The 14,672-nt window shown below is 66.6% G+C and carries 11 protein-coding genes; 8 read left to right on the top strand and 3 right to left on the bottom strand.

Going from position 1 to position 14,672, the window contains the following annotated elements:
- Nucleotides 1-255: 255 nt before the first annotated feature.
- The 6 genes from rpmH (at nt 256) to ACZK33_RS23310 (ending at nt 8,163) form a co-directional block, all read left to right on the top strand.
- Nucleotides 256-396, top strand: coding sequence for a 50S ribosomal protein L34 (gene rpmH / locus ACZK33_RS23335; protein ID WP_005411729.1), 141 nt, complete (start codon nt 256-258; stop codon nt 394-396).
- A 5-nt stretch (nt 397-401) separates the two neighbouring features.
- Nucleotides 402-896, top strand: coding sequence for a ribonuclease P protein component (rnpA, locus tag ACZK33_RS23330; protein WP_021203275.1), 495 nt, complete (start codon nt 402-404; stop codon nt 894-896).
- Complete coding sequence (gene yidC, locus ACZK33_RS23325) at nt 896-2,623, top strand: membrane protein insertase YidC (protein ID WP_423174614.1); 1,728 nt, start codon at nt 896-898, stop codon at nt 2,621-2,623. The genes rnpA and yidC overlap by 1 nt, the downstream gene beginning before the upstream one ends.
- Nucleotides 2,624-2,773: 150 nt before the next feature.
- The gene (locus ACZK33_RS23320) at nt 2,774-5,446 is read left to right on the top strand and encodes a polysaccharide deacetylase family protein (protein WP_423174615.1); all 2,673 of its coding nucleotides are present in this window, start codon (nt 2,774-2,776) and stop codon (nt 5,444-5,446) included.
- A gap of 3 nt (nt 5,447-5,449) precedes the next feature.
- Entirely contained in the window at nt 5,450-6,799 is a 1,350-nt protein-coding gene (gene mnmE, locus ACZK33_RS23315; RefSeq protein WP_423174616.1) for a tRNA uridine-5-carboxymethylaminomethyl(34) synthesis GTPase MnmE, read from the top strand.
- 248 nt (nt 6,800-7,047) lie between these two features.
- On the top strand, nt 7,048-8,163 hold the full coding sequence (locus ACZK33_RS23310) for a glycerophosphodiester phosphodiesterase (protein ID WP_423174617.1): 1,116 nt from the start codon (nt 7,048-7,050) through the stop codon (nt 8,161-8,163).
- 110 nt (nt 8,164-8,273) lie between these two features.
- On the opposite strand, the gene ACZK33_RS23305 is transcribed toward ACZK33_RS23310, so the two are convergent.
- Nucleotides 8,274-9,044, bottom strand: a complete 771-nt coding sequence (locus ACZK33_RS23305) for a rhomboid family intramembrane serine protease (RefSeq protein WP_423174618.1) — start codon at nt 9,042-9,044, stop codon at nt 8,274-8,276.
- A 106-nt stretch (nt 9,045-9,150) separates the two neighbouring features.
- Nucleotides 9,151-10,113, bottom strand: a complete 963-nt coding sequence (locus ACZK33_RS23300; protein WP_164090401.1) for a TerC family protein — start codon at nt 10,111-10,113, stop codon at nt 9,151-9,153.
- Nucleotides 10,114-10,520: 407 nt separating this feature from the next.
- Between ACZK33_RS23300 and ACZK33_RS23295 the strand changes: the two genes are divergently transcribed.
- Nucleotides 10,521-11,690: a class I SAM-dependent rRNA methyltransferase gene (locus tag ACZK33_RS23295; RefSeq protein WP_032128500.1), complete on the top strand. Its 1,170-nt coding sequence runs from the start codon at nt 10,521-10,523 to the stop codon at nt 11,688-11,690.
- A gap of 178 nt (nt 11,691-11,868) precedes the next feature.
- Nucleotides 11,869-13,110 (top strand): dipeptidase, encoded by a 1,242-nt coding sequence (locus ACZK33_RS23290; RefSeq protein WP_182266965.1) that lies wholly within the window; start codon nt 11,869-11,871, stop codon nt 13,108-13,110.
- Nucleotides 13,111-13,202: 92 nt separating this feature from the next.
- On the opposite strand, the gene ACZK33_RS23285 is transcribed toward ACZK33_RS23290, so the two are convergent.
- Nucleotides 13,203-14,630, bottom strand: a complete 1,428-nt coding sequence (locus ACZK33_RS23285) for an amino acid permease (protein ID WP_032128498.1) — start codon at nt 14,628-14,630, stop codon at nt 13,203-13,205.
- Nucleotides 14,631-14,672 lie beyond the last annotated feature (42 nt).

Genomic DNA, 14,672 nt, shown 5'->3' with positions numbered 1-14,672 from the left:
CAGCAATAATCGTCCGGTGGCCGGGGCATGGACGCGACAAGGCGCCCAAACACAGGCCGGAAAGGGGGGAAATGGATGGCTCAGACTACCACCGAGCGCCCGCCTTCGGAATGCTTGTCCCCTACTTATTCACAAAAACATCCACAGCTATTGCACAGCCCAGTGAATTCGCGTAGCTGCCAGGGGTTGACTTGGGGCGGGGTACCTCTCTAGAATTTCCGGTTCTTTCCGTCCCATTCATACGAGAGGCCCCCAATGGCCACGAAGCGCACCTACCAGCCCAGCAACCTCAAGCGTAAGCGCGACCACGGCTTCCGTGCCCGTATGAAGACCGCTGACGGCCGCAAGATCCTGTCGCGTCGCCGCGCCAAGGGCCGCAAAGTCCTGAGCGCCTGATTGCCATGCCGCACATCGCGGCAGACGCAATCCCTTCGACAGTGAATACTGCAGACCCGCGCAAGCGATTCCCTCGCTCTGCGCGGGTTCGCACGCGTGCCGAATACTCAACGGTCTTCAACGGCGCCCGCCGTGTGTCCGATCCGCTGATGACCCTGCACTGGCTGCCGGCTGACCGGCCGGCCAGGCTGGGTCTGGCGGTTTCCCGCAAGGTTGATCCGAACGCCGTCGGGCGTAACCGGATCAAGCGCGTCCTGCGCGACATCCTGCGTCAGACACGTACCGATATCCAGCCAGGCGACTTTGTCGTCGTGGCTCGTAGTGCTGCGCGTTCCGCCAGCAACGACGAGATCCGCCAGGCCTTCCTGCGCCTGCTGCGTCGCCTGCGTGCATTGCCCACGCCGGGCGTGGACGGCACAATGCCGCCGCCTGATGGCATCGCAACTCCTTCTTTGACCGAGCCGGCATCGCGTCCCGGCCCCGCCGAGCCTGTCCGCTGATGAACCAGACCCGCGTATTCCTCATTTTTGCCTGGCTGATGGTGGCCGTGCTGCTGTGGATGGAGTGGAGCCGTGAAAAGGCTGCTCCGACCCCGGCACCGACGACCACGTCGGCCCCGGCCGCCGCACAAAGCGTTCCGGGCGCAACCCCGGGCGCCATCCCCAGCGCCCAGGTGCCGGGTGCCCCCGGCCAGGCCGCCGTGCAGGCCGCCGTGCAGGCCCAGGCCAGCGCCACCCCGGCCAGCCAGCGCGTGACCGTCACCACCGACGTGCTGCGCCTGGTGCTCGACGGCGGCCGCGTGCTCGATGCCGAGCTGCTGCAGTTCCCGCAGACCAAGGACGAAGGCAGCCCGCCGGTCCGCCTGCTGACCGAAGACCCCGCGCACCCGTACAGCGCGATCAGTGGCTGGGCCAGCGAAGACAAGAACACCCCGGTCCCCGGCGCCGACGGCTTCAAGCTGGTCGGTGACACCAAGGACTTCGTGCTGGCCAAGGGCCAGAACGAGCTGCAGATCCCGTTCGTGTGGACCGCCGACAACGGCGTGACCATCAAGCGCACGCTGACCGTCTCGCGCAACGAGTATGCCGTGCGCTTCAAGGATGAAGTCAGCAACGCCGGCGCCGCGCCGTGGAACGGCTACGTCTACCGCACCCTGGACCGCACCCCGACCATCCTGTCACGGAGCATGACCAACCCGGATTCCTTCAGCTTCAACGGTGCCACCTGGTACGACAACGACAAGAAGTACCAGCGTCGTGCGTTCAAGGACTACCTGGAAGACGGCACGCTGAACCAGAACATCACCGGCGGCTGGCTGGCGATGCTGCAGCACCACTTCTTCACCGCCTGGATCCCGCAGAAGGACCAGACCGCACACTACGTGCTGTCGCAGGTGGCCGGTCGTGACCTGATCGAAGCGCGTGGCCCGGCCTTCACCGTGGCCCCGGGCCAGTCCACCAGCACCGAAGCCCGCCTGTGGGTCGGCCCGAAGCTGGTCAACCTGATTGCCAAGGAAGACGTGCCGGGCCTGGACCGCGTGGTCGACTACAGCCGCTTCTCGATGATGGCGGTGATCGGCCAGGGCCTGTTCTGGGTGCTGAACCAGGTGCACAAGCTGGTCGGCAACTGGGGCTGGGCGATTGTCGGCCTGGTGGTGCTGCTGAAGCTGGTGCTGTACCCGCTGTCGGCGACCCAGTACAAGAGCGGCGCCAAGATGCGTCGTTTCCAGCCGCGCATCGCGCAGCTGAAGGAACGCTATGGCGATGACCGCCAGAAGTTCCAGACCGCGATGATGGAGCTGTACAAGAAGGAAAAGATCAATCCGATGGGCGGCTGCCTGCCGATCCTCATCCAGATGCCGATCTTCTTCGCCCTGTACTGGGTGCTGGTGGAATCGGTCGAACTGCGCCAGGCGCCCTGGTTCGGCTGGATCCAGGACCTGACCGCACGCGACCCGTACTTCATCCTGCCGGTGATCAACGTGGCGGTGATGTGGTTCACGCAGAAGCTGACCCCGGCACCGGGCATGGACCCGATGCAGCAGAAGATGATGCAGTTCATGCCGCTGGTGTTTGGCGTCATGATGGCCTTCATGCCGTCCGGCCTGGTTCTGTACTGGGTGGTCAACGGCGGCCTGGGCCTGCTGCAGCAGTGGTGGATGACCAAGCGCCACGGCGGCGAGCCAGTCCCGGCCACCACCGCCCCGGCCCCGGTCAAAAAGAAGTAATCCGACCGGCAGGTCGCCGGCTTTGTAGAGTCGACCTTGGTCGACTGCCATTGAGCCCCGACCGACCCGCAGAAGCCCGCCGCAAGGCGGGCTTTTCGCATGCGGCGTTAGAATCGCCGGCACACCGTTCCTCCATCCATCGAGTCCGCCATGCCGCGTGCGTCGTCGTTCCGCCTGTTCCTGCCCTCGCTGTTGTTGACCCTGGTCGTTGCCGGCTGTGGCGACAAGGACGCGAAGGCACCGGTAACCGGCGTGACCCAGCCCAGCGCGCAGGCCGCGGCCGCCGCCGACCCGGCCGCCGCGCCGTTGCTGGCTGCGCTGCAGAAGCAGCTCGACGGTTACCGTCGGATCATCGTGCTGCTGGCCGACGAAGAACAGCAGTCGGCCGCCGACCGCGGCACCTCCACGCGTGTGGGCCAGCAGCTGTTCCATGACGGCCTGGAGCAACGTACGGCCATCGCCGCGCAGTTCGACACCCTGCTGCGCGGTTCCAGTCCGCAGCGCTTCGCCACCCTGGGTACCGTGCTGGACTACATCGAGTCCGCGCCGGAACTGTTCGATGCCGACCGCCTGGCCTTCCGCGAAGTGCTGCGTGATCTGCATGAGCGGGTCGGTACCGATTCGTCGCTGCCGGCGGTGAAGCTGCACCAGCGCATCGGCGAGGACCTGGAGGCGCTCGACGAGATCGAACGCAACTACAACCAGGAACTGACCCGCATCTTCAGCCGCTTCGAGCGCACCCGCGCCATCGAGCTGAAGCGCGAGAAGTGGGACGATTACATCGCGCACCTGCACAAGGACTACAGCCGCGAAGCGATCCTGCGCGACTACGGGGTGATCGAGCCGTACCCGATGTCCATGAAGGACAGCGACCGCGAAATCTTCGGCCGCGACCTGCCGGCCAAGACCGTGGTGCTGACCTTCGACGATGGCCCGCACAAGGCCTACACCGATGAAGTGGTGGCCATCCTCAAGCGCTACGACGTGCCGGGCGTGTTCTTCGAAGTGGGCCGAAACCTGGGCAAGGTCGAGGCCGATGGCAAGGTCAGCCTGGGCCCGATGGCGAAGATCAGCCGCAACCTGATGGAAGAGGGCTATGCGGTCGGCAACCACAGCCTGACCCACGCCCAGCTGTCGCGCACCACCGGGGATGCGCTGCGCCAACAGGTACTCGACACCGACACGCTGCTGAAGGACGTCGACAGCAAGCGCGCGCCGCTGTTCCGCTTCCCGTATGGTGCGCGCAACGCCGAAGGCCTGCAGTTGCTCAACGAGGCCGGGCTGAAGTCGATCATGTGGAACATCGACTCGATGGACTGGGCCGACCCGGTACCGGAGTCGATCGTGCAGCGCGTGCTCGACCAGGTGAACAAGGAACAGCGCGGCATCATCCTGTTCCACGACATCCACGACCGTGCGGTGAAGGCGCTGCCGCAGATCCTCGACCGGCTGATCGCCGATGGCTACCACTTCGCCGGCTGGAATGGCCGCGACTTCACCGTCGCCCGTGCGCGAAAGGGCGACGCCGGTGCCGCCACCGTCACCACCGGCTACGAGAAGTCGTGGGCGATCGTGGTCGGCATCGACAACTACGCCAAGTGGCCGAAGCTGGAGTACGCCAGCCATGATGCTCAGGCAGTGGCCGATACCTTGACCGGGCAGTTCGGCTTCCCGTCCTCGCAGGTGATCGTGCTGAAGAACGAGCAGGCCACCCGCAACAACATCCTGGCCGCCTTCCACGACCGCCTGGCCGACGACCGCACCGGCAAGAACGACCGCGTGTTCGTGTTCTTCGCCGGCCATGGCGCGACCCGCCAGCTCGCCTCCGGGCGCGACCTCGGCTACATCATCCCGGTCGATTCGGACCCGAAGGAATTCGCCACCGACGCGATTGCGATGACCGACATCCAGAACATCGCCGAAAGCATGCAGGCCAAGCATGTGATGTTCGTGATGGATGCCTGCTACAGCGGCCTGGGCCTGACCCGTGGCGGCCCCTCGTCGTCGTCGTTCCTGCGCGAGAACGCCCGCCGCAGCGCGCGTCAGATGCTGACCGCCGGTGGTGCCGACCAGCAGGTGGCCGATGCCGGCCCGAACGGCCACTCGGTGTTCACCTGGGTGCTGCTGCAGGCGTTGGCCGGCAAGGGCGACCTCAACGGCGATGGCCTGATCACCGGTACCGAACTGGCCGCCTACGTGGCGCCGGCGGTCTCGGCGGTCTCGCACCAGACCCCGGCCTTCGGCAGCCTGCCCGGTTCGCAGGGCGGCGAGTTCGTGTTCCAGGTGCCGGACAGCCAGGAATTCCTCAACGCCGATACGCGCCAGCTGACCGCCGATGCGATCGCGCTGAACAACAAGGTGGATGCGGCCAGCGAGGCCAAGGGCAGCCAGGCGCCGGTGACCGTGGCCGACCTGCAGGGTGGCAAGGCCAAGCTGGTGGTGCCCACCGCCGGCCCGGCATCCGACCGCCAGCGCGCGCAGCAGGCCAACGACCGCGGCCTGCAGCTGTACCGCGAGAAGCAGTACGACGAAGCGGTAGCCCAGTTCACCGAGGCGCTGAAGCTGCGCCCGGACTTCGCCCAGGCCGCCAACAACCTCGGCTTCGTCTACTACCGCCAGCAGCGCTATGCCGAAGCGGCGCGCTGGCTGGAGAACACACTGAAGATCGACCCCTCGCGCGCCGTGGCCTATCTCAACCTGGGCGACGCCTACTTCAACGCCGGCGACAAGGCCAAGGCCAAACAGGCCTACACCACCTACCTGGCGCTGCAGCCGCAGGGCAGCGGCGCGGCGCAGGTGCGTGCGCAGCTGGAGAAACTCTGAGCCATGAACGACGCGATCCGCACCGACACCATCGTGGCCATCGCCAGTGCGCTCGGCGCCGGCGGTGTCGGCCTGCTGCGCCTGTCCGGCCCGCGCGCTGCAGCGATTGCCAATGCGCTGGGTGCACCTGCACTGCGTCCGCGCCACGCGCACTACGCGCGCCTGCGTGATGCCGACGGCGAGGTCATCGACGATGGCATCGTGCTGTGGTTCCCGGCACCGAACAGCTTCACCGGCGAAGAGGTGGTGGAGCTGCAGGGCCATGGCAGCCCGGTGCTGCTGCAGCAACTGGTCGCGCGCTGCATCGCGCTCGGTGCGCGCCAGGCGCGCCCGGGTGAGTTCAGCGAACGGGCGTTCCTCAACGGCAAGCTCGACCTGGCCCAGGCCGAGGCCATCGCCGACCTGATCGCCGCGGGCGACAACCGTGCCGCGCGCGCTGCACGCCGTTCGCTGGATGGTGTGTTCTCGCGCCGCATCGACGCCGTGGTCGAACAGTTGGTGCTGCTGCGCATCCATGTGGAAGCGGCCATCGACTTCGCCGACGAACCGCTGGATACCCTCGGTGGAGCACAGGTGCGCCGTGGCTTGGAACAGGCGCGCAGCGACCTGGCCCTGCTGCGGCGGGATGCCGAGCGCGGCCGACGCCTGCGCGATGGCCTGCATGCGGTGCTGATCGGGCCGCCGAATGCCGGCAAGAGTTCATTGCTCAATGCGCTGGCCGGCAGCGAACGCGCCATCGTCACCGACATCGCCGGCACCACCCGCGACACCCTGCGCGAGACCATCCGCCTGGACGGCCTGGAGCTGACCCTGGTCGACACCGCGGGCCTGCGCGACGGTGGCGACGCCATCGAACGCGAAGGCATGCGCCGCGCGCATGTGGAAATCGAGCGTACGGACCTGGCGCTGATCGTGCTGGATGCGCGCGATCCGGCGGCCGGCGAAGCGGCGCTGGGCGGCGCCGTGGCGGCGGTGCCGCACAAGGTCTACATCCACAACAAGTCGGATCTGCTGACGGCGCTGCCGACGCTGGACGATCCGAACCGCGTGTTCGTTTCGGCCGCCACCGGCGCCGGACTCGAAGATCTGCACGCGCGCCTGCGCTCGATTGCCTCGGCCGGGGCGGGCGAGCAGGTGGACGGCGAGTTCTCCGCACGCACGCGCCATGTGGATGCGATCGAGCGCGCGCAGGAACATGCGCAGCGCGCCGATGGTGAGCTGGCGCATGAGCACCTGGAACTGGCCGCCGAGGAACTACGGCTGGCGCATGACGCGCTGGGCGAGATCACCGGGCAGATGAGTGCCGATGACCTGCTGGGAAGGATCTTCTCCAGCTTCTGCATCGGCAAGTAAGGTCGGGGCCAGATCCCCGAAGGGATCTCTGACCCCGTCATCGATCAATCGCTCGGCTCATGCTCTGGCAGGCGCCAACCTTCGCTCTGGTAGGTGCCAACCTTGGTTGGCACAGGGCGTCCGGGGTCATGGACGCCGGCTGGCAGAGCGCCGACCAAGGTCGGCAACTACCGGATCCATGGGGTCCCCCGCCTGTCACATTGCCGCCGCATACTGACGCCCATCACATACCGCTTGGGGAAGTCGCAGTGAAGTCGTGGGGTTGTGCGTTGCTGTTGTCGCTGGCCGTGGCACCATCGGTGGCCATGAGTGCTGAATCCTCCACCCCGGCCGCGCACAAGGTGTCGGTCTATGGCCACCGCGGGGCAAGCGCACTGCTGCCCGAGCACACCTTGGCGGCCTACGCGCAGGCCATCGCCGATGGCGCCGACTACATCGAACCGGACCTGGTGATGACCAAGGACGGGGTGATGGTGGCCCGCCACGAGAACGAGATCAGTGGCACCACCGATGTCGCCTCGCATCCGGAATTCGCCAGCCGCCGCACCAGCAAGGTCATCGACGGGCAGAAGGTCGATGGCTGGTTCACCGAAGACTTCACCCTGGCCGAGCTGAAGACGCTGTACGCGCGTGAGCGCCTGCCGGAACTGCGCAGCACTGCCTACGATGGCCAGTTCCGCATTGCCAGCCTCGACGAGATCCTTGCCTTCCTGGTGCAGCAGGCCGGCCGTGCCAACCGCGGCATCGGCCTGGTGCCGGAGATCAAGCATCCGACCTACTTCCAGTCGATCGGCCTGCCGATGGAAGACAAGCTGCTGGCCGCGCTGCGCGGCAATGCCTATACCAACGTGGGCCCGGTCACCATCCAGTCGTTCGAGACCGCCAACCTGCGCTACCTGCGCGGCAAGATCGGGCGGGGCAGCAACATCCGCCTGCTGCAGCTACTGTGGAAAGGCGATACGCAGCCGGCCGACATCGCCAAGGCCGGTGGCAAGCTGACCTACGCGCAGATGATGACGCCGGCAGGACTGAAGGACATCGCCAGCTACGCCGACAGCATCGGCCCGGAACTGCGCTCGATCATTCCGCTGGACGCCAAGGGCGCGCTGAGCACTCCGACCACGCTGGTACAGGACGCACATGCAGTGGGCCTGATGGTGATTCCGTACACCTTCCGTCCGGAGAACCACTTCCAGGCCAGCAACCTGCGCAAGGGCGCCGACAACGCGCGCAATGCCGAGGGTTCGATTGCCGAGATGCGTGCCTATCTGGCTACCGGCATCGATGCCTTCTTCACCGATGACCCGGCGCTGGGCCGGCAGGCGGTGGATGGCATGGGCACGGCGGGGAATGCGGCAAACTGACGGGCTCTGGTAGATGCCAACCTTGGTTGGCACACGCCAGGAGTGCCGACCAAGGTCGGCCACTACCGGTTCATGAGGTTGCCGGCCAGCGGCCGGCACTACCGGTCACCTCAACCGCGGGGGTCTTCCGGCCGACGGAACGGGATCACCACGTAGTCCTGGCCCTCGCGCGGCTGCCACAGCACCGGCACGCGCTGCGGTGACGGCGGCTCCAGCTCGTCGTCGGCCAGCGGTTCGACGTCTTCTTCTTCGTCTTCCCAGCTGTAGCGCGGGCGCGGCGGCAGCGGGTCGGCGTTGCGGAACAGCAGCGCAGCAATGATGCCGGCGAAGGCGCCGCCCATGTGCGACTGCCAGGACACACCATCGGCGTGCGGCAGGATGGTCATCAGCATGCCGCCGTAGAACAGCATGCCGATCAGGCCGGTGGCGATGGCCGCGCGATCGCGGCGCAGCAGGCCCAGGCTGGCCAGCAGGAACATCAGGCCGTGGGTCACGCCACTGGCGCCCAGGTGCACGCTGCCCGGATTGCCCAGCATCCACGCACCGATGCCCGAGCCCAGCCACAGCAGGGGCAGGGCGCGCACGGTGGCTTTCGGGTAGACGCTGCCGGCCAGCGTGCCGAGGATCAGGATCGCGATGCTGTTGGCGGCGATGTGCTCGACCGAGGCATGCAGCATCGGGCCGCCGATCAGGCCAAGCAGGCCCTTGGCTTCCAGTGGCGCGACCGCCCACGGTCGCCAGTCGAACGTACCCTGCAGGGCGAACACGGCCACCAGCACCAGCACGGCGGCCAGGCTGACATTGAACGCCCGCAGGATGCGCGAGCGGTCATTGCGGGGGGCCGGCACGTCGCCAGCGGGCAGGGGCGCGTTGTTGTTCATACCTCAGCAATGGCGGTGGTTGGCGCGAAACCAAGGCCACCGCCGCGGGAGAGTGGAAACGGCCGGCGGGACAATCCCACCGGCCGCGCCATCCAGCGGGTCAGGCTCAGGCCTGGCCTTCGCCTTCCTTCGGCGGGTACTTCAGGCTCAACACCACGGTAGCGGCGATGATCACCGCCACCACGCCCAGCGAGATCGGGGTCGGGATCTTGAACAGGTCGATGATCATCATCTTGATGCCGATGAAGCCCAGCACCAGCGCCAGGCCGTACGGCAGCAGGTGGAAGCGGTCGGCCATGCCGGCCAGCAGGAAGAACATCGCGCGCAGGCCCAGCACCGCGAACACGTTGGAGGTGAGCACGATGAACGGGTCGGTGGTGATCGCGAAGATCGCCGGGATGCTGTCCACGGCGAAGATCACGTCGGTGACCGCGATCAGGATCAGCACCGCGAACAGCGGGGTGAACCAACGCACGCCGTCGCGCTTCACGCTCATCGCGTTGCCGGCGTAATCCGGCAGCAGGCGCAGGTGCTTGCGCATCCAGCGCAGGGCGGGGTTGGCCTCCAGGTCCGGCTCCTGCCCGGCGGCGAACCACATCTTCCAGCCGGTGAACAGCAGGAAGGCGCCGAACACGTAGAGCAGCCAATGGAACTGGGTGATCAGCACGCTGCCGGCGAAGATCATGACCGTACGCAGCACGATCGCGCCCAGGATGCCGATGATCAGCACCTTCTGGCGCTGCTCCTCCGGCACCGCGAAGTAGCTCATGATCATCAGGAAGACAAAGATGTTGTCGACCGCCAGCGCCTTCTCGACCAGGTAGCCGGTCAGGAATTCGAGGCCGACCTTGTTGGCCACGACCTGGCCGGCGGTCTCATTCAGGTAGTACCAGAGGCCCGCATTGAACAGCAGGGCCAGCGCGACCCAGCCGATGGACCACCACAGGGCCTCCTTGAAGGTGACCTTGTGCGGCCCACCATGGCGCATCAACACGAGGTCGACCAGCAGGGCGATGACCACCACCGCTGCGAAGCCGCCCCACAACCACACGTTACCGATCGTCTGCATTGGGAATGTCCGTTGGAAAGATGAATGCCAGGCCGGACGGCGAGGATCTGCAACGGAGGATCGGGAGGGGGATCCAGGGACAGAGCTTCGCCAGTACGGCGAAGGTCTCGCTCGCAGTTCCAGTCGGCTGGAACTGCCGTTGCACCGGAGCCTGCGGGCTCGAAATGACGGCGACAACGTCTGGGAGCTACTCCCCTTCTGGCGCCGATTCTGCGGCCTGGCCGGGCTGCCGTCAAATGCCGGGTGGCCGGGGCCCCCGCCCTGGTAGATGCCAACCTTGGTTGGCACGCCGGCCGGCCCGCCCTGGTAGGTGCCAACCTTGGTTGGCACGCCTTGCCCGGGCCGTTCAGCAACGCCCGTCGCGCCAGCTCGACTCTACGAAAGCGCCCCCCGGCTACAATAGGTGGATGAATACCCCCCTTCCAATTGTCCGCCTCAAGAACGCGTGGCGTTCCAGCCACCCGTGGATCTTCCAGAAACTGGTCGAGAAGCCGACCGTCCGGCCCAAGCCCGGTTCCATCGTCGACGTGGTCGGCATCGACGGCGAGTTCATTGGTCGCGGGTTCTACAACGGGCACTCGCGCATTGCCGTGCGCATCCTCGAAACCGACCAGAACGTGCCGGTGGATGCCGGCTGGTTCTCGCGCAAGATCGCCCAGGCGGTGTCGCTGCGCCGTGAGGTGCTGAAGCTCGACGCGGTGTCCGACGCCTGGCGCGTGGTGCACAGTGAGGGCGATGGCTTGTCCGGCCTGGTGGTGGACCGCTACGGCGATCTGGTGGTGGTCGAATTCTTCGCCGCCGGCATGTTCCGCCACCGCGAGTGGATCTACGACGCCCTGCGCGAGCAGTTCCCGGGCTGCCGCTTCCACAGCTTCGCCGACGAGCACGTGCAGAAGCAGGAAAGCTTCGACTTCCACGGCAACACCACCACCGAAGCGGCGGTGATCACCGAGTACGGCATCAAGTTCCGCGCTGACCCGGCCGGTGCGCACAAGACCGGCTTCTTTGCCGACCAGCGCGAGAACCGCGAGTGGCTGAGCCAGCAGGTGGAAGGCAAGAGCGTGCTCGACCTGTGCTGCAACACCGGCGGTTTCGCCGTGTACGCAGCGGCGCGTGGTGCCACTGAAGTGGTCGGCATCGACATCGATGAAGACGTCATCCAGATCGCCAAGGGCAATTCGCGCCTGAACAACGTGCGCCCGAAGTTCGTCCAGTCCGACATCTTCCCGTGGCTGCGCGACGCCGCCAACCGCGGTGAGCAGTACGACGTGGTGATCCTGGACCCGGCGAAGATGACCCGCGACCGCGACCAGGTCATCACTGCGCTGAAGAAGTACCTGGACATGAACAAGCTGGCGCTGGGCGTGGTCAAGCCCGGTGGCCTGTTCGCCACGTTCTCCTGCACCGGCCTGGTGGCCGAGGACCAGTTCCTCGACATGCTGCGCCGCGCGGCCTATTTCTCCGGCCGCACGATCCAGATCCTGAAGGTGGCCGGCGCCGGTCCGGACCATCCGTTCATGGCCCACGTGCAGGAATCGCGTTACCTCAAGGCCGTGTTCTGCCGCGTGGTGGACTGACGGTCCGCTTCTGCGTTCGCCGGGCATGAATCATGTCCACTGCCCGGCGGTCAACTTTCCGCGCATTGCGATGCGTTCGTGAAAGTGGCGCTCCATTGATGAGGGGGCGCAGCTCGACTCTACAAATCCGCGGGCCGCAGCGCTATGGTCGGGCTCTTCCCATTGCCGGTGAGAGCCCATGCCATCGTTGCGCCACCTGTCCGTCGTGCTTGCCCTGGCGCTGTGCGCGCCGCTGTCGGCTCATGCCATCGAGTTCAGCGCACAGGAGCTGGCGCGCGCCAAGGCCCTGCAGCAGCGCCTGGTCACCCTCGACAGCCACCTGGATACGCCGGCCAATTTCGGCCGAACCGGCTTCGACATAGAGCAGCGTCACGACCGCAACGCGCTTTCGCAGGTTGACTACCCGCGCATGGTCGAAGGTGCGCTGGACGGCGGCTTCTGGGCGATCTACACCGATCAGGGCGACCGCAGCCCCGCCGCGCACCTCGCCGAGCGTGACCATGGCCTGCAGCGGCTGCTGGAGATCCGCGAAATGCTGGCGGCCAACCCCGAGCGCTTCGCGCTGGCATTGACCGCCGATGACGCGGCGCGGATCAAGGCCGCCGGCAAGCGCGTGGTCTACATCAGCATGGAAAACGCCAGCCCGCTGGTGGAAGACCCGAGCCTGCTGTCGTTCTACCACCGCGCCGGCCTGCGCCTGCTCAGCACCGTGCACTTCGCCAACAACGAGTTTGCCGATTCGGCCACCGATCCCAAGGGTGCGGAGTGGAAAGGCCTGAGCCCGGCCGGCAAGGACCTGGTGCGGCAGGCGGTGAAGCTGGGCATCGTGATCGACCAGTCACATGCCTCGGATGCGGTGTTCGACGACCTGCTGGCGATGATGCCGGTGCCGTTCGTGCTGTCGCACAGCTCGGCCAAGGCGGTCTACGACCACCCGCGCAATCTGGATGACGCGCGCCTGCGCAAGCTGGCCAAGGCCGGCGGCGTGATCCAGGTGAACGCCTATGGCGGCTACCTGATCGACACCGCAAAGACGCCCGAGCGCAAGCAGGCCGAGGAAGCGCTGAGCAAGCAGCTGGGTGGCTGGGAAGGCATGGGCATCGAACAGGGCGTTGCCCTGCTGAAGGCCGAGCAGGCGCTGGACCACGAGCACCCGGTGCGCCATGCCAGCCTCGACGACTTCTTCGCCCACTTCGAGCACATCCTCAAGGTGGTCGGCCCCGAGCACGTGGGCATCGGCCTGGACTGGGATGGCGGCGGTGGCCTGAGCGACCTGCCCGATGTCAGCCAGCTGCCGAAGATCACCGCGTGGCTGCTGCGCAAGGGCTATACCGAGAAGCAGATTGCCGGCATCTGGGGCGGCAACCTGCTGCGGGTGATGCGGCAGGCGCAGGACTACGCTGCAAAGCAGGGCGGTTGACCGCCCTGCGGAAGTGCCGGCCGCTGGCCGGCATTGCCCGTATCAACAGGATGCGAGGTGCCGGCCAGCGGCCGGCACTACCGGTGATCCGGTTATTTCGCGATCAGCGCGTGGCGGCGGCTGTACAGGAAGTACAGCACCAGGCCGGCCAGGTTCCACAGCAGGAAGTACAGCTGGGTGCTGTGCGGCAGGCTGAGGAACAGATAGATGCAGCCCAGCGCGGCCAGCGGACCAACCACGAAGGCCAGCGGGGTACGGAAGGTACGTTCGCGGTTCGGCTCGCGCAGGCGCAGCACCACCAGGCAGATGCCCACGGCGGTGAACGCGGCCAGGGTGCCGGCATTGGCCAGCGCCGCGATCTCGTCCAGGCGGGCCACACCGGCCAGCGCCGACACCACCACCGCGGTGAACAGCGTGGTCGCCACCGGCGTGCCGGTACGTGCGTTGACCTTGGACAGGCCACGCGGCAGCAGGCCATCGCGGCTCATCACGAAGAAGATGCGGCTCTGGCCGTACAGGAAGGCCAGCAGCACCGTCGGCAGCGCGATGATCGCGATCACGCCGATCACCATCGCCGCGGTCGGATGGCCCAGCTGACGCATGATCAGGGCCAGCGGCTCGGCACTATGGCCGAACACCGCGTAGCTCATCGCACCGACCGCGGCCAGCGCCACCAGCACGTAGACGATGGTGCAGCCGATCATCGAACCGATGATGCCGATCGACAGGTCGCGGCCGGGGTTCTTGGTTTCCTCGGCGGCGGTGGAGATCGCATCGAAGCCGTAGAAGGCGAAGAAGATGATCGCTGCCGCCGCCATTACGCCGTGTTCGACGCCATCAGGGCCCATCGACTTGGCAAAGCCATACGGCATGAACGGCTGCAGGTTGGCGCTGTCGAAGGCGGGCAGGGCCACGGCCACGAAGATGGCCAGCGCGATCAGCTTGAACACCACCAGGATGGCATTGAGGGTGGCGCTTTCCTTGGTGCCGGCCATCAGCATGCCGGCCACCAGCCAGGTGATGACGATCGCCGGCAGGTTGATCATGCCGCCTTCCACGTGCGGGCCGGCTGCGAGCCACGCTGGCAGGTGCACGTTCCAGCCGAACTGGGTGTGGACCCATTCGAGGAAGCCGACGAAGTAGCCGGACCAGCCCACCGCCACCGTACTCACCACCAGCGAGTACTCCAGGATCAGGCTCCAGCCCACCACCCAGGCGAACACCTCGCCCAGCGCGCTGTAGCTGTAGGTGTAGGCACTGCCGGCGGCCGGCATCATCGTCGACAGCTCGGCGTAGGACAGTGCCGCGCAGGCGCACACCGCACCGGCGATGGCGAAGGAGATCAGCACGGCCGGGCCGGCCAGGTTGGCACCGACGCCGATCAGCGTGTAGATGCCGGTACCGACGATGGCGCCAATACCCAGCGCGATCAGGTGCGGCCAGCTGAGCGTCGGGATCAGGCGCCTGCCGGCTTCGTGGACGGTGACGGAATCTAGGGACTTGCGCCGGAACAGGGACATGCAGGCCTCGGAAGGGGTGACTAAGAACGACAAGTTCCCGAG

Source organism: Stenotrophomonas sp. 86156_Sma (assembly GCF_056481625.1).
Note: the sequence above shows the minus strand (reverse complement) of the source record. Positions and strands in the feature narration are given on the sequence as shown.

Excerpts from the sequence above, each read along its gene's own strand:
- rpmH (WP_005411729.1), top strand. The coding sequence starts at position 256 with ATGGCCACGAAGCGCACCTACCAGCCCAGCAACCTCAAGCGTAAGCGC.
- rnpA (WP_021203275.1), top strand. The coding sequence starts at position 402 with ATGCCGCACATCGCGGCAGACGCAATCCCTTCGACAGTGAATACTGCA.
- yidC (WP_423174614.1), top strand. The coding sequence starts at position 896 with ATGAACCAGACCCGCGTATTCCTCATTTTTGCCTGGCTGATGGTGGCC.
- ACZK33_RS23320 (WP_423174615.1), top strand. The coding sequence starts at position 2,774 with ATGCCGCGTGCGTCGTCGTTCCGCCTGTTCCTGCCCTCGCTGTTGTTG.
- mnmE (WP_423174616.1), top strand. The coding sequence starts at position 5,450 with ATGAACGACGCGATCCGCACCGACACCATCGTGGCCATCGCCAGTGCG.
- ACZK33_RS23305 (WP_423174618.1), bottom strand. The coding sequence starts at position 9,044 with ATGAACAACAACGCGCCCCTGCCCGCTGGCGACGTGCCGGCCCCCCGC.
- ACZK33_RS23300 (WP_164090401.1), bottom strand. The coding sequence starts at position 10,113 with ATGCAGACGATCGGTAACGTGTGGTTGTGGGGCGGCTTCGCAGCGGTG.
- ACZK33_RS23295 (WP_032128500.1), top strand. The coding sequence starts at position 10,521 with ATGAATACCCCCCTTCCAATTGTCCGCCTCAAGAACGCGTGGCGTTCC.
- ACZK33_RS23290 (WP_182266965.1), top strand. The coding sequence starts at position 11,869 with ATGCCATCGTTGCGCCACCTGTCCGTCGTGCTTGCCCTGGCGCTGTGC.
- ACZK33_RS23285 (WP_032128498.1), bottom strand. The coding sequence starts at position 14,630 with ATGTCCCTGTTCCGGCGCAAGTCCCTAGATTCCGTCACCGTCCACGAA.